This window comes from Staphylococcus sp. acrmy, from assembly GCF_022690565.1.
Classification (GTDB): domain Bacteria; phylum Bacillota; class Bacilli; order Staphylococcales; family Staphylococcaceae; genus Staphylococcus; species Staphylococcus caledonicus.
This window is the reverse complement of sequence record NZ_JALCVE010000004.1, coordinates 1-20,407: the sequence shown is the minus strand read 5'-3', so window position 1 is coordinate 20,407 and position 20,407 is coordinate 1. Positions and strand designations below refer to the sequence as shown.

At 34.7% G+C, this 20,407-nt stretch carries 16 protein-coding genes and 1 pseudogene; 11 read left to right on the top strand and 6 right to left on the bottom strand.

The genetic code is table 11. The features are described 5' to 3' along the window. Positions 1 to 6: 6 nt before the first annotated feature. The 5 genes from FH144_RS05070 (at position 7) to FH144_RS05050 (ending at position 4,606) form a co-directional block, all read left to right on the top strand. Positions 7 to 783 carry a hypothetical protein gene (locus FH144_RS05070; protein ID WP_242314167.1) on the top strand — a complete coding sequence of 259 codons (777 nt, stop codon included), beginning with the start codon at positions 7 to 9 and terminating at the stop codon, positions 781 to 783. A gap of 191 nt (positions 784 to 974) precedes the next feature. Then, positions 975 to 2,174 (top strand): putative multidrug effflux MFS transporter TcaB, encoded by a 1,200-nt coding sequence (locus tag FH144_RS05065; RefSeq protein ID WP_242314165.1) that lies wholly within the window; start codon positions 975 to 977, stop codon positions 2,172 to 2,174. Between the two features lie 176 nt (positions 2,175 to 2,350). Then, on the top strand, positions 2,351 to 3,016 hold the full coding sequence (gene scdA, locus FH144_RS05060) for an iron-sulfur cluster repair di-iron protein ScdA (RefSeq protein WP_242314163.1): 666 nt from the start codon (positions 2,351 to 2,353) through the stop codon (positions 3,014 to 3,016). Positions 3,017 to 3,036: 20 nt separating this feature from the next. Beyond that, entirely contained in the window at positions 3,037 to 3,798 is a 762-nt protein-coding gene (locus tag FH144_RS05055; RefSeq protein WP_242314162.1) for a class I SAM-dependent methyltransferase, read from the top strand. A gap of 196 nt (positions 3,799 to 3,994) precedes the next feature. Then, positions 3,995 to 4,606 (top strand): C39 family peptidase, encoded by a 612-nt coding sequence (locus tag FH144_RS05050; protein ID WP_242314160.1) that lies wholly within the window; start codon positions 3,995 to 3,997, stop codon positions 4,604 to 4,606. Between the two features lie 57 nt (positions 4,607 to 4,663). Here the strand turns inward: FH144_RS05050 and FH144_RS05045 are convergent, their stop codons facing one another. Then, on the bottom strand, positions 4,664 to 5,413 hold the full coding sequence (locus tag FH144_RS05045; RefSeq protein WP_242314425.1) for a metallophosphoesterase: 750 nt from the start codon (positions 5,411 to 5,413) through the stop codon (positions 4,664 to 4,666). Positions 5,414 to 5,816: 403 nt separating this feature from the next. On the opposite strand from FH144_RS05045, the gene FH144_RS05040 reads away from it, so the two are divergent. Further along, positions 5,817 to 7,217, top strand: a complete 1,401-nt coding sequence (locus FH144_RS05040) for an amino acid permease (RefSeq protein ID WP_107506773.1) — start codon at positions 5,817 to 5,819, stop codon at positions 7,215 to 7,217. 279 nt (positions 7,218 to 7,496) lie between these two features. Next, complete coding sequence (locus FH144_RS05035; protein ID WP_242314158.1) at positions 7,497 to 9,698, top strand: cation:proton antiporter domain-containing protein; 2,202 nt, start codon at positions 7,497 to 7,499, stop codon at positions 9,696 to 9,698. Positions 9,699 to 9,761: 63 nt separating this feature from the next. Here the strand turns inward: FH144_RS05035 and FH144_RS05030 are convergent. After that, positions 9,762 to 11,191, bottom strand: a pseudogene (locus FH144_RS05030) (APC family permease); the annotation flags it as partial. On the opposite strand from FH144_RS05030, the gene FH144_RS05025 reads away from it, so the two are divergent. Together FH144_RS05025 and yidC are read left to right on the top strand one after the other, a co-directional pair. Further along, complete coding sequence (locus FH144_RS05025) at positions 11,166 to 12,209, top strand: serine hydrolase domain-containing protein (RefSeq protein WP_347341115.1); 1,044 nt, start codon at positions 11,166 to 11,168, stop codon at positions 12,207 to 12,209. The pseudogene FH144_RS05030 and the gene FH144_RS05025 overlap by 26 nt on opposite strands. Before the next feature lie 74 nt (positions 12,210 to 12,283). Continuing rightward, on the top strand, positions 12,284 to 13,168 hold the full coding sequence (gene yidC, locus FH144_RS05020; protein ID WP_242314156.1) for a membrane protein insertase YidC: 885 nt from the start codon (positions 12,284 to 12,286) through the stop codon (positions 13,166 to 13,168). A gap of 84 nt (positions 13,169 to 13,252) precedes the next feature. Here yidC and FH144_RS05015 read toward each other — a convergent pair whose 3' ends face one another. From FH144_RS05015 to FH144_RS05000, 4 genes are all read right to left on the bottom strand, one after another. Next, a complete protein-coding gene (locus tag FH144_RS05015; RefSeq protein ID WP_242314154.1) occupies positions 13,253 to 14,104 on the bottom strand; it encodes an NAD-dependent epimerase/dehydratase family protein in 852 nt (283 codons plus the stop codon). 55 nt (positions 14,105 to 14,159) lie between these two features. After that, complete coding sequence (locus FH144_RS05010; RefSeq protein WP_242314151.1) at positions 14,160 to 14,633, bottom strand: YagU family protein; 474 nt, start codon at positions 14,631 to 14,633, stop codon at positions 14,160 to 14,162. Positions 14,634 to 14,853: 220 nt separating this feature from the next. Next, a complete protein-coding gene (locus FH144_RS05005; protein WP_242314149.1) occupies positions 14,854 to 15,786 on the bottom strand; it encodes a 2-dehydropantoate 2-reductase in 933 nt (310 codons plus the stop codon). 177 nt (positions 15,787 to 15,963) lie between these two features. Beyond that, positions 15,964 to 17,364 (bottom strand): MFS transporter, encoded by a 1,401-nt coding sequence (locus FH144_RS05000; protein ID WP_242314147.1) that lies wholly within the window; start codon positions 17,362 to 17,364, stop codon positions 15,964 to 15,966. A gap of 267 nt (positions 17,365 to 17,631) precedes the next feature. Between FH144_RS05000 and FH144_RS04995 the strand changes: the two genes are divergently transcribed. Together FH144_RS04995 and FH144_RS04990 are read left to right on the top strand one after the other, a co-directional pair. Continuing rightward, positions 17,632 to 19,386, top strand: coding sequence for a sensor histidine kinase (locus FH144_RS04995; RefSeq protein ID WP_242314145.1), 1,755 nt, complete (start codon positions 17,632 to 17,634; stop codon positions 19,384 to 19,386). Next, on the top strand, positions 19,387 to 20,157 hold the full coding sequence (locus tag FH144_RS04990) for a response regulator transcription factor LytR (protein ID WP_242314143.1): 771 nt from the start codon (positions 19,387 to 19,389) through the stop codon (positions 20,155 to 20,157). Positions 20,158 to 20,407 lie beyond the last annotated feature (250 nt).

Here is a 20,407-nt window from a genome sequence, read left to right as displayed (position 1 = left end):
ACTATCATGAAACGAACAGATAAATATAAAGACTCATATAAATATGATGAACAATACCGCAAACGGAATCGTCAAAGTAACGAGGAACGTTATCGTCAAGAACGTCGACACGATGAAGAAGCGTATCGCCGTAATGATGCCCGTTATCGCGATGATGATCCAAGATATCGTGATGACGACTATGAGCGTGAAAGAGACCATCGCCGTGATGAATATGACCGTGATGGCAATCGCTATTACAATGAACGTGACTTTCGACGTGAACAACAATTGGAAGAAGAAAATGAGAAAAACAGAAAATCTAAAAAGTGGCTAATCGCTATTATTGCCATCTTAGTTATTATTCTGGCAGTCTTTGCGACGCGCGCTTTACTCAATCATAATAGTGGTAGTAATGAACAAGCGACAGAGTCATCAAATGATAATAATGTATCGAAAAACTATCAAAAAGAAGTTGAAAACCAAAGCGACGACATTAAACAACAAGTTGAAAACGCTAAGAATGATATTAAAGATAAAGTCGATACAGACGGTCGCATTAAACAACTTCAAGATGAGATTAATAATTTAAAAAATAATGAACAAAATGGCGAAGATTCAAAATTAACTAAGTTCTATCAAGAACAAGTGGATAAGTTGAAAGAAGCCAATAATGCACAACAAAATAACGAAAATGAAAGTAAAGTAAATGATTTATTAAATGATGTAAATACAAAATTTGATGATATTAAAGAAAAGCTCAATAATATCCTTAACAACTCAAACGATTCTTCATCTCAATAATTTTCATACTTTGCTATGACATACGCCTTCTAGTTGGATATAAAATCTGGCTAAGGGCGTATTTTAATTTCCACTAAAGATAGGTTCCAACTTATTTTTTAAAATGTAAATTGCAAATACTATAAAAACCCATATAATATAGCCATAAAAACTTATATAATATAATTGTATACACTTTAAGGAGAACAATTATGCAAAATACACAAAACACCAAATTGCCCTTACTTTTATTAATCGTTTTAGGTGTCATGACAGCATTCGGACCGATGATTATTGATATGTATTTGCCGGCATTGCCAGAAGTACAACATCAATTTAAATCATCAACTTCAGAAATACAACTCACACTCTCATTTGCGATGATCGGTTTAGCGCTAGGCCAATTTTTATTTGGTCCATTGTCAGATGCGTTCAGCCGTAAAAAGATGGCTTTAATTATATTAAGCGTCTTTTTCTTAGCTTCTGTATGTGCAATATTTGTCACAAGCTTAAGTTTATTTCTAGTTATTCGTTTTATTCAAGGTTTAACTGCAGGCGGTATTATTGTGATGGCTAAAGCCTTTGCCGGAGACAAATATGAAGGCGACGTATTGGCAAAATTTCTTGCCTCGCTTATGGTCGTGAACGGCATTGTAACTATTATTATGCCATTACTCGGTGGTGCCTCACTGACATTAGGTTCATGGAGAATTATCTTCATTATCTTAACTATTATTAGTATTTTAGTTATTTGTGGCGTAGCTTTCAATATGCCGAAAACAACTAAAGCCGAACATATAACGTTAAACTTTAAAGCTATATTTAAAGACTTCAGTAGTTTATTGAAAAAGCCACGTTTTATTATACCGATGTTATTACAAGGTTTGACTTACGTCATGCTATTCAGCTTTTCATCTGCGTCACCTTTCATTACGCAAAAGGTTTACAGTATGACGCCACAACAATATAGTGTGATGATTGCCGTCAACGGTATTGGATTAATTGTCGTTAGTCAAATCGTTGCATTACTTGTAGAATACATTAATTGCTTCAAATTACTTATTTATTTAACATTAATTCAAGTAGTCGGCGTTATTTTAATTGTCATCACCTTAGCTACACATGGACCACTATGGATCTTGCTTATCGCTTTCTTCTTAAACGTTTGTCCAGTAACGTCAATTGGCCCACTCGGTTTCTCAATGGCTATGGAAGAACGTACAGGTGGAAGCGGAAATGCTTCAAGTTTATTAGGATTATTCCAATTCATGCTTGGAGGCATTATTTCACCATTAGTCGGTCTCAAAGGTCAATACGATGCAACGCCATATATGATTGTCATTATATTAACGGCGATTATCTTAATTACGCTTCAAGTAATTTACTTTAGAAATCACCGTAATCCAGCTTAAATTACATTTCAGTCATACCTTTTAAGAGAACCAACATGGGATAGTTTAACATTCCATGTTGGTTCTTTTTTATAATTTTTATATAAAGTTTTAACAAATATATGACATTTTCAACATTCGTAATTGAAAATCATTATTATTTAGTATACTTGAATTGAAATAAGGGAGGAATAATTATGATTACAAAACAATCAATCGTTGCAGATATTGTAACTGACCACCCACTCAGTTCAGATATCTTCAGACAATATGGCATAGACTTCTGTTGTGGAGGTAATATTTCCATTGAAGAGGCCGTTAAAAATAAAAAAGTAGATGCTGAGACACTAATCGATAAAATTAACGCTTTACCTCAACAACAAGCTGGTAATATTAACGTTAAATATCTCGACGTACCGTCATTAATTCAATACATCCAATCACGTTATCATCAAACGATGCGTGAAGAATTTTCAAATCTTTCTCCATATGTGACTAAAGTCGCTAAAGTCCATGGTGGCAACCATCCATTTTTACTTCAACTACAAGATTTGTACCGACAATATAGAGACGGCATGTTAGAACATATGGCTCAAGAAGATGACCAAGATTTCCCTCAATTAATTAAAATCTCTAAAGGTGAACATGTAGATAATGCTGATAGTATTATTCAAAGTTTAGTAGACGATCATACGCATACTGGAGAATTACTTGAAGAAATGCGACGTTTGACGAACGACTATCAACCACCTACTGAAGCTTGCCAAACTTGGAGACTAGTTTATCAAAGACTTGAAAATTTAGAACGTGAAACACATGAACACGTTCATCTCGAAAATCATGTATTATTTAACAAATTTTAACAGACAAAGAGGTGTTCAATATGGCGAAAAAAATAGCTGGCCATACTTTTCTAGCTCAATTAGGTAAAAAACGCTTACGACCTGGAGGCATAGTCGCTACAAATTGGCTCATCGATAGAGGGCATTTTTCAAAAGATAAACGTGTATTAGAAGTTGGTTGTAATATGTGTACGACTTCTATTGAACTGGTTCAAAAATTCCAATGTCATATAGAAGGCGTCGACCTTAATAAAGCTGCTTTGGAAAAGGGACAACAAAATATTTCTAAACATCAATTAGATGATTACATCCATTTAACACAAGCAAATGCTGCATCCTTACCTTTCGAAGACAATAGCTTTGATATTATCTTAAATGAGGCCATGCTGACAATGTTACCATTATCAGTTAAGGAAAAGGTTCTTCAAGAATATTCACGTGTACTCAAACCAAATGGCGTGTTGTTAACGCATGATATCGCTATTGTGAATCGAGAACAGGAACAACTTGTGGTTAGCGAGTTAAGTGAGACCATAAACGTTAAGGTGACCCCACTCAAACCTGAACATTGGTATCAACTCTATCAAGACGCTGGCTTTTCAAATATTCAATCTCACATGGGACCATTATCATTAATGACTCCACGTGGTATGATTCGCGATGAAGGGCTGTTAGGCACATTAAATATTATTAAAAACGCCCTTAAACCATCTAATCGTCCAATGTTTGTAAATATGTTCAAGACAATGCGCACACATAAAGATGACATGAACTATATCGTCCATGCCGTAAGAAAACAATAAATCGTTATAAAAATGAGGCTGAGCTATTAAGATAGATATAGCTTAGCCCCTTTTCTTTGGCTCTAATAACTTTTTAAAATATTTCCTGGTAAATAATGTTCAAAATAATATACGAGATTGCGTTCAAGGTATATAATAAATTTACTTTAACTAGACCGTACACAACGCTTTATATGGGTACGAAGGAGAACGCGTAATGAAGAAAACAATCTTACCTATTAAACCGATAAGTCAATTATTTCCAATCCCGATGATAATGGGGTGTGAAGGTGTCTCAGCAGCAATGTTATTACAATATAATAAACACAATATTCGTGCCACTGATATTATGAAATACTGGCCGACACATCCTAATAATCCCTACAAAGGATACGTGGGACATCATTTTCTTATTAAATTAGGATATCATCAAACGATATTTCCAGATGCCTACGTGCCCTATTTAAAAACGATTGATGAGCATTTCGTCGATGGCACAGGTACTGACTTAAAAGATTTAGAAGCAGTCATCGATGCAGGTCAGCCTGTTATTATGTATCACACAAGTTTAGGACGCAAGCCATTTCATAGAAAGTTTAAATTTGATAACGGTGCGATGCGACTTGTTTCTAATATCCATGTCACATTATTAATCGGCTATGATGACGACTATTATTATTATATTGACCCATTATGGAGCCACTTTTTCAAAAAAATTATCCTACCCGCCATCGTGCCAAATCATTTTCAATTGATTAAAATCAAAAAAGAAAAGTTGGAACGTAGTTTTAATGCTCCTGGCAAAAAATGTATTTATATACAACCATAATATGAAGAAACCAGAAATCTAATATATTTCAAAAGATTTCTGGCCTTCTCGTTACTATTAAATATCTATTTCCATTAAAGCATGATTCATTTCTTGTTCGATATCAGACGTTCGCCACTGACGTTGATAACCAAGACATGGGCATAAATATGTCGTGTTCTGTTCAACAAGTGACTTACGAAAATGAACATGTCCCATAATACTGTATTTGATTGGAAACCGTGCATATAAATCATCAAAATCTCTAGTGCCTATAAACGCATTGAAAAAATCAAAGATACGATGTGGTGTTGGCACTACAAATTGAGGATGCGTAACAATATGCGTCATTAAGATCACTTGTCTGTTACCCACTTGTTCTAAGTCATGTCTCGTCTGTTGCGCAGCTACTTTAGACCATGTTCTATCATCCATTTGCCAATCAATTTTCACCTTATCTTGCCATGTCGCACCATAAAATTTACCACGCGCTATACGTTCCATATCAAACTTGTCAGCGGCATAACTATAATCATACCAAGCTGTATGACCTACAATTGCCCACTCATCATTAATTATATAGGGCTTTCCAATTAAACACTCCGGCTTACTCACGTAAAAATCATATATTTCTGTTGAAGTAGGCGTATCCTCGCCCGTCCAATAATCATGATTCCCAGGCACAAAGAATATAGGAATAGCGCAGCGTTCTTTTAAATCTACAATAAATTGATAACTTTGTTGAAAATGATTAGACATATCGCCAGCAATTAACAATAAATCTATGCGTCTTTGTTTTACAACATGTGTCAAAGCCTCAAGATATATCTACGCTTCAAGTTTAGGATGACGATCAATATGTAAATCTGCTATGGTTCCAATTTTCATGACACTATCCCTCTCCACTATTTAAGCTTTAGAATTTAATAATTATGTCATAGTTATCATATATTATAAATTATTCTGTTTCTTAAATTTTCAGAAATTTGTTTGTATTTCCACAAATTAAGAGTATAATAAAAATAACTTTTAGCAAAGTTACATTTTTTGTAAACAATTAAAATTGCAAATCTAAAAAAACTGAATACTTCAACACCTAGACATTTTTAACTTAGCTGATTTATAAATAATCAATTTCTTTGTTGAAAGTGAGTATTAGATTACCATTAAAAGAAAGCGTTTACACTACTAGAGCGTCAAATTATAAGCGTGCTTTCTAAGGAGGAAGTATATGGCTAGACAGTTAGAGAGAGAGTTAAACAACAGACACATCCAATTAATCGCAATTGGGGGCGCGATTGGAACAGGTTTATTCTTAGGTTCAGGTCAAACCATTGCTTTAACAGGACCTTCACTTCTACTTACATACATGATTATTGGTATGGTGCTTTTTGCTTTTATGAGAGCACTAGGGGAATTATTACTTAGTAATACACGATTCAATTCATTTGTGGATATTGCCAATGAATATATAGGACCTTTTGGAGGATTCGTGATTGGCTGGACTTACTGGCTTTCTTGGATTTTTTCAAGTATGTCAGATTTAACTGCAATGGGACAATATTTTAGTTTTTGGTTCCCACAAGTTCCACACTGGATTACCGTGCTTTTTATCGTACTCATGCTTATTTCATTTAATATGTTAGGTGCTAAATTATTTGGGGAGTTAGAATTTTGGTTCTCTATCATTAAAATTATCACGATTATCGCAATGATTATCGTCGGTCTTGTTATGATATTCTTCTCATTTAAAACATCATATGGACATGCCTCATTCGGTAACCTAGTTAACCATGGTGGTATCTTCCCTAATGGTCCATTTGGTTTCTTGATGGCTTTCCAAATTGCAGTTTATTCATTTATAGGAATTGAATTAATCGGGGTAACTGCTGGAGAAACAAAAGATCCAAGAACAGTTATTCCTAAAGCAATCAACAATGTGCCAATACGTATTCTATTATTCTACGTGGGCGGTTTACTTGTTATTATGTCAGTTATCCCATGGAATAAAATTGACTCAAACAGTAGCCCATTTGTAACAATGTTCAGTTTAATCGGCTTACCTTTCGCAGCTGGATTAGTTAACTTTGTGGTACTTACAGCTGCCGCTTCAGCAACGAATAGTGGTATTTATTCAAACAGCCGTATTTTATTTGGTCTTTCAAAACAAGGGCTAGGTCCGAAAGTATTAAGTAAGACTAATAATAATAGCGTGCCATACCTATCATTATTTGTGTCATCTGGAACATTATTAGGCGCAGCCTTATTAAACTTTATCTTCCCAGATGCAATTCAATTATTTATATACGTTACAACATTATCAACCGTCCTATTCTTAGTCGTATGGGCAATGATAATTATTTCTTATATTATATATGTGCGTAAAAATCCTGAAGAACATCGTAAAAATAAATTCAAATTATTTGGCGGACAAGCCATGGCCTATGTCGTACTTGCCTTCTTCGCCTTTGTATTTATTCTCTTATTCTTCAGTGCAGATACACGAATGGCGATTTTCATTTCACCGATTTGGTTCATTTTCCTAATTCTTTTTTATAGAAAATATAAAACCAACGCTCAAGCTTTGGCTGAAAAGACACGTAGCCAAGGTCGTCATTCAATTAACTATTAATTTTCAAGAGGTCACACAGCATTAACTGTTTTCAATATGAACAAACTATAATGCTTTACTCCTCTATTTATTAAAAGACTCTTAAATGATGTGATTCCTCGTCATTTAAGAGTCTTTTAGTATCTCATCCGTTCACAACAATTCTTCCAAGATAACTTAATTCTCCCATTCCATATAAGCCTAAATAATAATAGTTTTATAAAATAGTACTCGTGTTTTGATAGCGCATTTCATATAATGGTAAAATAATAATGATTTTATTTTACAAAGAAGTTATTTATGGAACTATTAGAAGCATTTTTATTATTTATATTCGCAGTAATCATTAGTTCTATTATTTATAACAGGTTTCCCGTAATTCCTACTGCCTTTATTCAAATTGCATTAGGTGTTTGTCTATTTATTTTGCCTATTCCTATTCATTTTGAATTTGAGTCAGAAGTATTTATGATGGCGGTCATCGCCCCACTATTATTCGTTGAAGGAACGCACGTGTCTCGTACCAAACTTCTTGAATATCGTAAACCCGTTATTTTGATGGCTATGGGACTTGTCTTCACTACCGTCATCGGTGTTGGTTTCTTCATCCATTGGATCTTGCCTAACTTACCTATGCCAGCCGCGTTCGCTATCGCTGCGATACTCTGTCCAACAGATGCTGTAGCAGTGTCTGCGATTACTAAAGGTAAACTCTTACCTAAAGGCTCAATGTCAATTTTAGAAGGTGAATCATTATTAAATGATGCAGCGGGTATCATTTCTTTTAAAATTGCTGTGACAGCACTTGTGACTGGTAGCTTTTCTGCATTTGACGCTATTGGACAATTTATCATTTCAACTATTTTAGGTATTTTAGTTGGAGCGGTTATCGGTGCACTTGTAGTTAGTCTAAGAGTCTACCTTACTGCCAACAAAGGATTAAAAGATGGTAACACACTTACATTTATTCAATTATTAACACCCTTTGCGATTTACTTCGTCGCAGAAGAACTCCACGCGTCAGGTATCATCGCCGTAGTAGTTGCAGGTTTAATTCACGGTTTAGAACGCGATCGATTAATACGTGCTCAAACTGAAATCCAAATGAACTACAATCAAATTTGGAACACGTTAAGCTATACCTTAAACGGTTTCGTCTTCGTAGTGCTTGGTTACATCGTTCCAGAAGTATTTATGGAAATTGTGAGAGATGAACCTCAAAATATCCTATTCTTAGTTACGACTGCACTATTAATCGCCTTGGCAATTTATATCTTTAGATTTATTTGGGTATATCTATGGTTTAAAGATTTTTATTATCCAAAAAATATGCAATCTTACCTAGACGATGAAGAAGATACCGGCCCACCTAATCGTAAACATTATGCGTTTATCATGACGATGTGTGGTATTCACGGTACAATCTCGCTATCAATGGCACTAACCTTGCCATTTATGATGAATAATAACCAAGAATTTATTTATCGTAATGATTTATTATTTATTGCTTCGCTAATGGTATTAATTAGTTTAATCCTAGCTCAAATTGTATTACCTTTCATCACCCCTTCTGAACAAACGTCAGAATTTAAAGGGATGTCATATCAAGCGGCTAAAATATTTATGGTTCAAAATGTCCTTGATGCCTTTAAAAATAAAATGAAGGAAAATACTAATGTAGATTATCGTCCAATTCTTAACCAATACTTTAACGAATTATCATTCCTAATTAATATGGAACCTGATAATAAAAACACGAAAGAATTGCGACGTTTACAAGAACTTGCTGAAGATGAAGAAACCGAAACACTTGAACGCTTAATTCAAAAAGGACGTATCACTAAAAAAGACTTAACTGATTATCGTAACGTGATGGAATTCAGTCAATCCTATCGTGAGATGTCATTATTGAAAAAGGTAAGTCGTTTCTTCAGACTCCTCTTCTTACGTTTTAAAGCACGTAAAGATTCAAGAAAAGAAGCGCATCGCGTCCATAAAGAGGAACGTGCTTTAATTAAGGAAGAACATAATGCAACATCTCAACAGCATATTGATAGTGCAAAAGAAAGACGTGAAGAATATAAACAAGAGCGTGAAAAATTAAAAGAAACACGTAAAACGCAAAGAGAAGAATTTAAAAATAGCTTTAATAAAGTACAACAAATTATGCGTGTGGTTAATCACAATATTATTATGAAAATGCGTGATGAACAAAATAGTTCGAATGTGCTAGAAGTTAGTTTAATTATTAACCAATATCACAATCTCTCTCGTACGATTCGTCAAAATCAAACGAGAAAGCAACAAAGAGAACAGAATAAAGAAGTGTACGAGTTAACGACGCAACAAGAACAAGATGTAAAACTCGAAGCACTCTACATTCAACGTGAATTGTTAGATGAATTAATTTCTAGAAATAAATTAACCAACGAAGTAGCAACACAACTTCGTGAGAATATTAACTATAACGAAATCGTATTAGCCCATGAAGCAAACCATTAAAACATAACAGTCTGGGAGCTAAATCCCAAAATAATAGCGTAGAGATGATTCAATTCACCTCTGCGCTTTTCTTTTATCAATAAAGCGTGAAATCGGACGTATTACACTACGATATTCTGAATGTAGTATAACTAGACGTACGTCTGGGAAATGACGTTCCCATTTTTCCGCAAAACATTTATCCGCTTCATCTCCAAACGATACATGTACTGCAATGACATCATCAGCAATCATTTGTGCATAATATACTGATTTATCAATAGAAGGTGTAATAGTACTCACTGGCACAACAGCTAAGTTTTTATCGACCGTTGGCATATCTTGAACCATAGCAGTCGATCTAAGTTGTGAAGCGATATCTTTATAGTGACATTTAATACGTAAAAATACATATACGACAAATGGTAAAAAGATTAAAATCGGCCACACTTGGCTGAATTTAGTAATTAAGAAAATCATAAAGACGATAAAAGTAATGGTACCACCGACTGCATTAGCAATAAGTTTTGTTGCCCATCCTTTTTCACGTCCTTTAATCCATTTAATCACCATGCCATATTGCGCTAAAGTAAATGGAATAAATACCCCTACTGCATATAACGGAATTAAGTTTTCAGTTTTACCATTAAACACAATAATTAATAAAATCGCACATGCGCCTAACGTAATAATCGAATTAGAATAACCTAATCGGTCACCACGTACTCTGAACATATGTGGCATATATTTATCTTTAGCCATACTGGCAGCTAACATTGGAAAAGCGGTAAAACCTGTATTAGCCGCAAGTACAAGAATCATAACAGTAGTGACCTGTACAAAATAATATCCTACGTTATGACCTAAAATATTCATAGCCAATTGAGACAATACCGTCGTTTCAGTTTCTGGCATAATACCGTACCAATAAGCTAAACCTACGATACCAACTAGTAAGAAAGCTAAGATGCTTCCCATGGCAATCAATGTTTTGACCGCATTTTTAGGTCCAGGATCTTTGAAGTTCGTTACGGCATTTGAAATAGCCTCCACACCTGTTAAAGATGAGGCACCTGATGAAAATGCTTTTAACAATAAAAATAATGTTACGCCTGGCACAGCTGTACCTACTGTCGCATGCATATGAGGCGTAGCTTGCCCAGTAGCCACTTTCCAAACGCCAACAAGAATCATAATAATTAACCCGATAATAAATAAATATACTGGATATGACAATACGGTTGCCGATTCGTCAATCCACGTAAATTCATAATTAGAATGAACAATACTAATAAACACGCAATAAGTACTTTGTGATTATATAATGAAGGAAATGCAGCTACAAACGCATCTGCGCCAGATGAAATACTTACCGCTACCGTCAAAATATAATCAACTAATAAAGAACCACCTGCAAGTAAACCCCATTTTTCACCAATGTTTGTCTTCGATACCATGTATGCACCGCCGCCTTTAGGATAGGCATAAATAATTTGGCGATACGATAAGATTACTCAGTCAAATAATAGCTTAGAAGGTATTGTAAATAGTGTTAAAGGTCGACATTTAAACGCTAAACCTGGTAAGAATTTCGAATACTCGAACATGAACTATGATATTCTCGGGCTCATTGTGCAACAAGTATCGCATGAATCCTATGCTTCCTATCTTAAGGCGCATATTTTCAAACCTTTAAAAATGAAACATGTAACTACTAAAGAGAGCAATAACAAAACAGCTAAAGATGCGCAAGGGTATGACATTCAAGGAACTAAAGCGTATATGAGTAACCCTGAATTTAACGTCGGCGATACCCCTTCAGCTTACATGATGTCAGGCACCAAAGATTTAGAGCCATGGATTAGATTCCAGTTGAACCCACCTAGCGATTTAAATACGATGGTTGAAACGACACATCAAGCTAAAGTGAAGACAGAAAGCGGAGAGAACGCTATGGAATATGCGACTGGCTGGTTTATCGATCACAGTACCGGTGAAAGACTCGTCTATCATCCCGGCACTCTGGAAAATTATTCATCATATATTATTCTAAATCCTAAAAAAGACTACGGCATCGTGGTTTTAGCTAATGCCTATTCTAAAGATGTATCCCAACTGGCACATAATTTAAATATCCAGATGAGTAATGGAAAACATGTGACTACTATGCAACATCTTATTAATCAATGGCAGCCTTATATTGTAGTCTTAACGGTAATCATTTGGGTAATCATTGTAGCCGTTTTGCGTCTTATTTATCGCTATATTAAACGTATCACGCCACTTCGATTTACTCTGACATCACCTAACGTAAAATTAAACATAGTGATGTTAAGCGTCGCCTTTATTCTCATTTTAGGCTTACTTCATTTACTACCATCACTTATTCTTTCAGGCTCTGACTGGTATTTTATGATGTCTTGGTTACCGGTATCGGCGGAAATTGCTTTATTAAGTTTAATCATATTACTTACGAGTTGTTTTGCTTTTCTTTTCCTAAAAATAAGCACATCTAACATTAAGGCAAAATAATTCACATTTATATGTTAATCTATATGTATTAAAGACTAAGATTATTAAAGACCTCAGTATATAGGAGTTTATACATGAAACATAAATATCCCCTCTTCTTATTGGGTGTAATCACATTATTGGCGGGTTGTGATTACTCTCATGCTGAAGATCAACATGGTGTCTTTTATTCAGTATTTGTAAAACCGATGGATACATTGCTTCATTTTCTCGGAGGCGCATTTAACGAGAACTATGGCTTAGCGATTATTGTCATCGTATTAATTATCCGCTTGGTGTTAATGCCTTTAATGTTTATTCAGGTGAAGAATATTCACGTTATGCGCGGGAAAACTAAGGTCGTTAAACCTGAAATTGATAAGATTCAGGAGAAAATTAAGCATGCGACATCGCAAGAGGAAAAAAGTGCTGTAAATAAATTATTAATGAAGAAGTATAATGACTATGGCATTAATCCTTTTAAAAGTTTAGTCGGTACATTGCCTATTCTAATTCAAATTCCAATTTTATTAGGTTTATATGCGTGTATTAAGTATCCGACAAGCGGTGGTATTAAGGAACATCCACATTTCTTATGGTTTAACTTAATGCATACCGACATTATAATGACTTGTCTTGCAGCATTACTTTATTTTATTCAACCCTTGGTTAACTCAATTCATTACCCTAAAAATGAACGTCGCTCATATTACGTGATGATGATTTTATCACCGTTATTTATTATTTACGCCTCACTACAATCCGCTTCAGCTTTAAGTTTATATTGGGCTATCAGTGCGACATTTTTAATTATTCAAATGCATTTCGCCCACAGTCACTATGCTAAAGTCGGGAAATTAGCTGGCGACAAGTTGAAACAACGAATCGAACAGCGACGTCGCGAGCGTGCGAGCGCACAAACTACTCATTCAGAAACAGAGTTAACAACTACCACTAATGAACAACCACCACAGATTTAATGAACATGATAAAAAAGGTTGGGAGTCCGATAAATGGTATCCCAACCTTTTCTAATTCTAATATCTAATATCATTTTTAATCATTTATTTTAATGGATGCATGCCGTCTTTCCATGAATTATAGATTAATTTACCACCTTGTGCTTTGAACTTATCATTCGTAATACCACGTTCAAAATCTTGAGCTGGTGTAATATTCACGTTAGGTTTTACACCTACTTCTTGTGCATACCATTCTGCGAAATCAGAACCTTTAACAGGCTCATCATCTGCTACATTATAAATACCATTATCAAAATTCATTGCTTGAATAGAAACTTCTACCGCATCATCTAAATGGATAAATGATGTCACGCCATCAGATAACGTCACGTCGCCCTCTTTAAATTGGTTATAAATCATACCATCTTTACCATACCAAGTGCCTGGGCCGTATAACCAACCGAAACGTAAAACAACATATTGATCCATACGTGCTGTTTCTTTTTCAAGACCTACAACACCATCAACTGTAATCTTTCTATCCCCGTCAGAATTATAATCTAGAGGCGTTTCCTCAGTTGCTAAACCTTGGCCAGGTTCATACATGAAACCAATACTTTGCGCTACCACTTTCTTCACGCCATATTTTAAGGCTGCATCTGTTAAGTTTTTACCGCCTTCAACACGGACTTTTGTATTCGCCGCCATATCAACATTTTTCAAATCAGTAATTTGATTAATAATAATTTCTGGACGGAAATCTCCAATAGCTGCGTCAATCGTTTCTGCTTTAAGAATATCGCCAATATACGCTTTCGCATTGAGGCCTTCTAACTTGGCTTTACCTCTCTCTGAAGTTGTAAATCCAGCAACCTCATGTCCTTCTTCAATAAGACGTTGCGTCAATCGTGTTCCAATTAATCCTGTTGCACCAGTAATAAATATTTTAGCCATAGTTAATACTCACCTTTCTATCTCTCTTTTTTAAAAATGAATATGTCAATTGAACTTATTTTTTAGAATCTCTAACTAAATCAATGGTATTCATCCATACAATATGACCGAATAACTCTGACATACGCTCTTCAGTTGGTAAATCTTTTACAGGAGGCGTCAGTTTAAGTTTCGGTAGTATATACTCATGAAATGCAATATGGATAGCAATACCAAATAATGAGCCATGTAATGCAGTAACTTTTGGACATTTTTTAGCTAATAAAGCATACGCCATCGCATTCGCTACTGAAAATCCATAATGTACACCCATTACCGTAACAGGAATGTCATGACCATTATAGTGATACGTGGCATCCTTAATATTGCTAGGAAGACCTAGTTGTTTAAGCAACGTCATTGGTGGCGGCTCTTCATCGCGTTGTGGGGTTCTTGGTGGTACAAGAGCTTCCCACCCCATCTTCACGGCACCGCTTAATAATCCACCGACAACGCCAGTTATAATTATTCTTTTAGTTGAACGATTCATAGTCTAATAACTCCTTAATTTCACTTAATGGTGTTCTACCCGATTTCATTAATTTTAAAATTCAGTTGTATTAAAATTAAGTGTTGAGTGGGTTATCTTACCATCTTTTCAATGTGGTTATAAACGTAAACGCTCACTGTGATGAAAATAAATAAAAACCCTTCAAAGTGCTTATAGATGAATACCTACTTAGAAGGGCCAATGGAATACTTATATTTAATTATTGCGCTTGACGTTGCTCTTCTTTAGCATGAATCATATTAGCTACGAATTGATTCACAGAAGATTTAATGTCATGTTCAAGTCCTAATTTCGCTACTGCGCCATTAATGTAGTCAATTTCTGTTAAACGATTGTTATTAATTAAATCTTGATACATAGATGGGAAATGTGGTCCTACTTTGTCATTTAAATCGATAAGATAATGGTAAACTTCATCTGCATTTAAATGAACACCATCAATTGTTGCTACTTGAACGATTTCGTTAGTAATTTTATAAACTAACTTTCTCGCATATTCACTTTCATTAAGATTTGATAAACGACATTCTAAGATTGTACATAACGCATTTGCCGTGCCGTTAACACAAATCTTTTTCCAAATAGATTGTTGCAGATTATCACTCTTTAACGGTTTAAGATCTGCTTTTTCTAATAAATCATACACTACATCCACGTTAGCTTGACCTTCTGGCACGAGTGCACCAATTTCTACTGGGCCACTACCCATTAAATGTGTGTGACCTGGAGACTCTAAACCAGCTGTCCATGTGGTTACACCACGTACAATACGAGCTTCATCCACCACATTCGCAATATAGCGCTCATGTTTTAATCCGTTCATTGTACATACCATAATCGTATTGTCATGAATATGGTGTTTAATATGACCTAACATATCTTGTAATTGCATTGCTTTCGTAAATAAAAAGACCACATCAAATTGAGCGTCTTGAGGGATGTCAGTGTCTTGATACATTGGAATGTTCAGATGATGTTGCTCCCCGTTAATATCAATATGTAGTCCATCTTTTTTTACGGCAGTAGCTTGTGGTTGCCATCCGTCAATTAATGTTACATCATAACCTTGACGGTATAACATGGCTCCAAATCCACTTCCTAAGGCGCCTGAACCGGCGATAGCTATTTTCATAAGGCATGACTCCTTTATCAAATGTTGTTTTTAAAATACTACTTTACTCAATAGCCGTCAATATTGTAGACGCAATATTCTTAATTTTAAGATAATTATGTAATTTAAAAGATAAAGGTTGAGACATTTTTAAGCTAATGTCCCAACCTTCTTATTCTAAACAACTGTTTAAACTACTTAGTTATTTTGTAACTTTTTCGGAACTAAGAAGAAAATAACTATAAACGCAGTGAAGGCAATACCGGCGTTAAATAACACACCAGCTGCGCCACCTAATTGTAAATTCATTAGTGAAGCACAGAAGCCATAAATTGTACTAGACATTACGACACCAAAGGCATTACCTAATGATGACGCCATTTTATACAAGCCTGAAGCTACGCCGACTTTATCATCAGGTGCTTCAGCAACGGCTGTATCTGTTGAAGGTGTTGCATACATACCTAAACCGATACCAAATAATAAATAACCGATGATACTTGAAATAATATAAGCTATATCTGATAAGAATGTTAATGATAGTAATAACAATCCTACAAATGTGAAACCACTCCCCATTAATAGTGGTTTCTTAGCGCCAAGTTGTTGTAATAACTTTTCACCTGCGCGAATCATTATAAGGACGGCAACAAGATACGTAATAGAAATTAAGCCCGCTTGCAATGAACTAAATCCTAGTTGACTTTGGTAATACGTATTAACAACGATTAATGTACCACCAGCCACACCATTTAACATAAAGTTTGAAAGCGTAGCCCCGCTATAACCTTTATTTTTGAAAATGTGGAAATCAACTAAAGGATTTTTAGCTTTCATTTCACGAATAATAAATAATATTCCCGCAATGATGAACACGGCGCCTAAAGATAAAATGAATGGTGAGAATAATCCACGATCAGCAGATTGTGTAACCATTACATTGACACTTAATAATGTGATAACAAGTAAGATTAAACCACTCACATCGAACTTAGATTTATTATCTTTTTCATTCGGACCTGGTTCAACTTTCGTTTCTGGCGTATGTTTAATTAAGAAAAATGCGACAATTGATAGCACAATAGATACAATAAAAATCCATTGCCAACCAACTGTTGAGGCCATAAATCCGCCAAATAATGAACAGATACCACTACCGCCCCAAGAACCAATTGACCAGTAACTTAAAGCACGTTGTCTCTCAGTTCCTTTATAATATTCATTAATAATCGCAAGTGTTGACGGCATAATAAATGCGCCAGAAAAACCTTGTAATGCACGGCCTAATATTAATAACCAGGCATAAGGTGCGATAATTAATAATAATGAACCGATAATACTTAAAGCTAAACCTATGTACGTCATTTTTACGCGACCAAATTTATCCGCAACATCTCCGGCTCCAACAATGAATAAGCCTGAAATTAATGCAGATAAACTGACTGCGATATTGATTGTTCCCAAATTAGTGTTAAAAGACGATTGTAATGTTGGGACAATATTTAGTAATGATTGTGCAAACAACCAAAATGTAAGTACCCCTATAATAATACCTACAAGTAATTTATTATCTCCCCTAAATTGGTTTGAAGATTCCATCTCGAAAAACTCCTCCTACTATACCCTTAAAAAACTATAAATTAGTTTACAATGAAAACCTTATCATAATTAAGACTAAAAAACTTAACAAAAACACTAATTATTTTTATAGTTTTTCACAATATATACTTTTATAAGATATATCCGTTTGAAATTATGTCTAAAATATAACTTTTAATTTTAAACTATTCAGTTAATTTTTTCCATACTATAATAAAGTAATAGCTTAAATTTTAAGTTTAAAAAAATATATCATAGGTGCTAAATATGTTTAACTTATTTATTTTATTACTTGAGCGCGTTGGTTTAATCATTATTATTGCTTATATGTTGATGAACATTAATCATTTTAAGACAATGATGGGCGAACGTGAGAAGTTACGCTCGCAATGGCAGTTAACTATTCTCTTCTCGCTCTTTGCGATTATTTCGAACTTTGCCGGTATCGAAATTGTAAATGGCAAAATTGTGTCTAGCAATATTTATTACCATTTGAGCAGTGAAGCTTCTATAGCTAATACACGTGTGTTAACGATAGGCATGTCCGGCTTGATTGGTGGGCCTTTTGTCGCCATTATTGTAGGTATTATTTCAGGATTATCACGTCTCTTTATAGGTGGTGCGAACGCTTATACCTATCTGATTTCATCTGTGATTATCGCACTGATTTCAGGATTTTATGGCTATCGTACTATGCGTCGATATATGTACCCTACTGTTTTAACGGGGGCAATTATTGGTGCTGTAAATGAGGCCATACAAATGGTTTGTATCATCGTATTTGCTAACCATACATCTGCCGCTTGGTCCTTAGTCCAATTTATTTCATTGCCGATGATTTTAATTAATAGTATCGGCACGGCAATATTTTTATCGATAATTTTGTCAACTTTACGACAAGAGGAACAGACACGTGCAATTCAAACGCATGATGTTTTAGAATTGGCTAATAAGACATTACCTTATTTGCGTTCTGGATTGAATGAAGCGTCTGCACGTCCGGTTGCTGAAATCATTTTAAAATTAATGAAAGTATCGGCCGTTGCGATTACAAATAAGACTGATATCTTAACGCATGTAGGTGCTGGCAGTAATCACCATGTGGCTAAAAAAGAAATTATTACTCATCTCTCTAAAGAAGTGATTCGAACTGGGAAATTAAAAGAAGCACATTCTAAAGAAGGGATTGGTTGTAATCATCCTAATTGTCCACTTAAAGCTGCGATTGTTATTCCTTTAATGACTAACAATGAAGTTGCAGGAACTTTGAAATTTTATTTTACGGATAAGCACGATATTACCACGTCGACTAAACAACTCACTCGAGGTTTAGCAGACATTTTCTCAAGCCAACTGGAATTAGGACAAGCTGAAACACAAAGTAAACTCTTAAGAGATGCAGAAATTAAATCATTACAAGCACAAGTGAATCCGCATTTCTTCTTTAATGCGATTAATACAATTTCAGCTTTGGTACGTATTGATAGCGAGAAAGCACGAAAATTATTATTACAGTTGAGTCAATTCTTTAGATCTAACTTGCAAGGTGCTCGAAATAATACAATTACATTAGATAAAGAATTACAACAAGTTGAAGCGTATTTAGCACTTGAACAAGCACGTTTTCCCGATCGTTTTACGATTAAATATCATATTGATCATTCTTGTGAAAATGTGTTAATTCCACCTTTCATTATTCAAATTTTAGTGGAAAATGCGGTGAAACATGCGTTTAAACATCGCCGTAAAGATAACATCATCAATGTAGAAGCACATTCTAAACAACAAACGCTTAAAATTACAGTTAGCGATAATGGGCATGGTATTGATGCCGAGAAACTATCTCTAATTGGGCAAATGAGTGTGGCGTCAGAAACTGGAACAGGTAGCGCCTTAGAGAATTTAAACCGACGTTTAATAGGACTATATGGTTCAAAAGCACAATTGCATTTTGAATCCACTGCACAAGGTACAACTGTAAGTTGTTATATTCCCTATAGTTACACAAAGGAGGACAACTAAGTGAATACATTAATCGTTGATGATGAACCCTTAGCTCGCAATGAATTACATTACTTACTTGATGAAATATCAGGATTTGACTTGATTGACGAAGCGGAAAATATTGAAGAAACGTTAGAAAAATTATTATACGAAACTTATGATTTAGTCTTTATAGATATTAATTTAATGGACGAAAATGGTATAGATTTAGCACATAAAATACAGAAAATGAAACATGCGCCTTATATTATTTTCGCGACGGCACATGATACATTTGCGGTCAAAGCGTTTGAACTTAATGCGATTGATTATATTCTAAAACCTTTTGAACTTGACCGTGTAGACCAAGCTGTACAAAAAGTAAAAAAATTCTCTGACTTTCCATCTGATACTTCAGAAGAAGCAACGTCTAATCAGCAAGTGTCATTTTCCGAAATGTCACAAACTTCAAATAATGAGGAATCAGTCATCCCTATCGAAGTAAACGAACGTATTTATATTATTAACATCAACGATATTACTGCCGTATCTGTCCACAATGGTGTGTCGACGATTACGACTACTAAATACACATATGAAACGACTGAACCGCTTAATTACTATGAAAAGAAATTGCCAGATAATAAATTTATTAAGATACACAGAGCTACGATTATAAATAAACAACATATCGACTGTATTGAACATTGGTTTAATTATACGTACCAAGTTACGATGCGATCTGGCGCAAAATTCCAAGTTAGTCGTTCATACATGAAACCTTTCAAACATGAAATAGGACTATTTTAAATTAAAAACAAGATTAAGAAACAATACTTAGTATAAAAACGTAGAGATGATTCATAATTGAGTCATTTCTACGTCTTATTTTTATCAATACTCCTTTTTATCAATACTCCGTATTGTTTGCCGATGCTTTCTTGGGGGGACTGGCTAAGCCTCGGTCTTAGCCTAGCCCTGTTCCCCTCCTACGATTAGTCAAGGCTTTATATTTATAATAAGCATTACTTAACTAAACCGTTCAATTTTAATTTTTTGA